General features: G+C 68.3%; 3 protein-coding genes. 1 reads left to right on the top strand and 2 read right to left on the bottom strand.

What is annotated here, in order from left to right; genetic code table 11:
* Positions 1 to 966 (bottom strand): FAD-dependent monooxygenase (locus ACI2LP_RS34125; protein WP_404728421.1); only part of this gene is annotated, 966 nt, incomplete at its 3' end.
* A 247-nt stretch (positions 967 to 1213) separates the two neighbouring features.
* Complete coding sequence (locus ACI2LP_RS34120; RefSeq protein WP_404728420.1) at positions 1214 to 1948, bottom strand: ScbR family autoregulator-binding transcription factor; 735 nt, start codon at positions 1946 to 1948, stop codon at positions 1214 to 1216.
* A 669-nt stretch (positions 1949 to 2617) separates the two neighbouring features.
* On the opposite strand from ACI2LP_RS34120, the gene ACI2LP_RS34115 reads away from it, so the two are divergent.
* Positions 2618 to 3023 (top strand): response regulator transcription factor (locus tag ACI2LP_RS34115; RefSeq protein ID WP_404728419.1); only part of this gene is annotated, 406 nt, incomplete at its 3' end.

Below are 3023 nucleotides of genomic sequence, written 5' to 3'. Positions count from 1 at the left end.
CCTGCCCGCCGTTCCGCGCACGGTGCAGGCGAGCTTCCACGCCAGATTGAGCGCATCGAGCAGTCCGGTGCTCAGCCCCTGCCCCCCGATCGGGAAGTGCACATGTGCGGCGTCGCCGGCCAGGAAGGCCCTGCCCTGCCGGTAACTGCGCACCAGCCGCGTGTAGTCACTGAACCTCGTCAGGTGCACGGGATCGGTCATCGGTATCTCGTGCCCCGCGATGCGTGTGGCCTCCGCGCTGAGCTCCTCGAGCGTGAGCGGTCTCTCGCGGTGCGCGTGCGGCCGGGTGCAGTCGAGTGTCCGGATCAGGCCCCTGCCGTCCGCGCCCACCCGGGCGACGGTCCAGCCGCGCTCGGTACGCTGCCACCCTCGTGGCACGGCATCAGGCCGGGGGAAGCGGACCAGGCCCATCATGGCTGCGACAGTCGCCTCCGAGGTCTCCGTGGCAAAGCCCAGCTGTCTGCGGACAGTGCTCCGCGCGCCGTCGGCCCCCACCAGATAGCGGCCGCTCAGGACCCGCGTCCCGGCCGGTCCCTCGGTGGTCACCTCGACAGAGTCCGGGTCCTGGCGTATAGCGGTCGCCCGGTGGCCGCGCAGGACGACCGCGCCTTTGTCCACGGCACTCGCCTCGAACTCCCTTTCAAGGTCGGCCTGGGGCCGCTTGAGGATCGGCGGCCGTGGCTCGTTCGGCGGGACCGGGATGCGCAGGCCCGGCAGGCTGGCGAAGTGGAACGGCTCGGGGGAGCTTTCCCCGGCGCGCTCCAGCCCCGGCAGGTAGCCCCGCCGGACCAGCGACTGCACGGTGCGCGCATGGATCGTGCTTGCCTTGGGCTGGTCCGAGGTCTGCGGAGTCGACTCGACGACCACTGCCGGGATCCCGAAATCGGCGAGTTCGGCTGTGACGAGCATGCCCACCGGGCCGCCCCCCACGATCACGACCTCGGTGTCCCCTCTTGCGTGCGGCATCCCCTACGCCCCCCATCCGTGGATCCGTCGGATCCATCGACGATGTGCACCGCCCCGTCCGGCACTGCGTTCCGCGCTCACGACGACGTTCCGGGCGCCGGTGGGTCTCTTGTGCGACCGAAGCCTGCCACGAAGAACAAACCGGCGCACCGGTCTTTCTCACGGTGCGGACAGGTCCTGGTCGCGGCGTACCGTGCGAAGGCCCTGCACAGCTCACCGGTGGGACCACGGTGCGCCCGAGCCGTCGTCAGGATTCGCGCAGTCGCGCCGCGGCAGGGCCATGCCCGGAAGCCGTCGACCGACGTCCCTGGCATCGTCCGGCAATGTCAGGGACGGACGCCGCGTCTGCCGCGCCTGCACCTGGAACACGGACGCCTTCGGGCGCAAGCCCGGGCAGAAGGTCGGCGGACACCAGCCGGGGCAGCAGCAGGCACCAGAAACGGGTGACCGCCCGTGACGACAGCCATGCCGGATCGTCGCCGCCGAGCACCTGGAATCCTGTCATGGCGGCCACGACGGCATCGCGGATGTCGCCCCGTGGTGCCGTGGGCAGCAGTGTCTGCTCCGCGGCGGCCTCGTCCAGCAGGCGGCCCACAAAGGCCTGCCATTCCAGGTGCAGGTTCCTGCTGCTCGGGCGCGAGTTGTCGCGGTTGAGGCGGTAGCCGCCGCGTACGAGGACGTCCGCGTTCAGCAGCCGGGCGAGCAGATGGGTGGAGTCGATCAGCGCCTGCATGGCGCTTTCGCGGGTTCGGTACACATTCGCGGTGACGGTGCGCAGCACGGCCGAGGCCTCGTCCTCGACCGCTGAGGCCACGGCCTCCTTGTTGGCGAAATGGAAGAACAGGGCTCCGCGGCTCACGCCGGCGCTCCGGCTGATGGAGTCCAGCTTCGCCTGGGCGTAGCCGGCCTGGTCGAAGACGAGAGCCGCGGCATGGATCAGGGCACAGCGCGTGCGGACGGCCCGCTCCTGCTTGGTGCTCATCTCGGGTTGCCTTCCAGGTCGGGTATATGTCCCAGCCATGAAACCGCTGTGCTGGTTTTTTAGCTAGTTCGCCTTGCCGGGTTGCCTCAAAACAATTGCCGAACGGGTGTGTGAAGACGCGCTCACGCTGCGGTGCGTCCCCTCTCTGTTTGCCCGTCATGGGGTGTCTACCAGCAGTTTTCTCACCCGGTGGACACAGAGGGGAAGGAGGGGGAGGGATTGGGGGGAGCGTTAACTCCTCGCAAACAGCTTTGCTGGTTTGTATGGTCGCTTTCAGCGATCGGCGCCAGTGACCGGTGGGCCACGCATCCCGGCAGGAGCGGCTGATGCAAGGGAGTCCCCACCCTCCCTGGCCGTCAAGGTCATCCGCTGGTTTTCCCGCCATGCCGGGGTCGGGAATGTTCCTTTGGTGGCGTTCTGTCCGGGCAATAAGCCTTTGACAAACCGGCACGTTGGTTTGTAGATTTTCGGTGGGTTATTACCCGGCGCAGCACGAGTGCTGCGCCAGTCGAGGGGGAGAAGATGCGTCAGTGCTCGGCAGGCACTCTGGAGTCTGATATACCGGCCCCGCCCGGATGGGCAGACCCGCCTTCAGGGGCAGGCCCGTCCTGGGGAGCGGGCAGCGCGCGGGTGTCGGGTGCGGCGTCCGACGGGTGGCAGGTCCTCGTCGTGGAGAACAACGTCGGCGATGCCGAGGTTCTCATCCGCGGGCTGCGGCGGCACGGTCACGACGTCCAGCACGCGGGGACCGGCGGCGAAGCGCTGCGGGCCTACCAGTGCGTCGATCTGGTCCTGCTCGACCTGGACCTTCCTGATCTGGACGGCTTGGAGATCTGCAAGGAGATCCGCTCGGTCTGCGACGTTCCCGTAATTGCAGTCACTGCCCGAAGCACCGAACTCGACTGCGTGCTCGCTCTGCAGGACGGCGCTGACGACTACCTCGTCAAGCCGTACGGGTTCAGGGAGTTGCTGGCCAGGATGGAAGCGGTGATGCGGCGTTTGCGCCAGCGGGCGCCTGGGCCGCAGGCGATTTCCCACGGGCGGCTGCATATTGACGCGGGTACGCGCGAAGTCC

Origin of the sequence: Streptomyces sp. NPDC019890 (assembly GCF_044903445.1) — a bacterium.
Lineage (GTDB): Bacteria > Actinomycetota > Actinomycetes > Streptomycetales > Streptomycetaceae > Streptomyces.
This window is presented reverse-complemented; position numbering and strand designations above follow the sequence as displayed.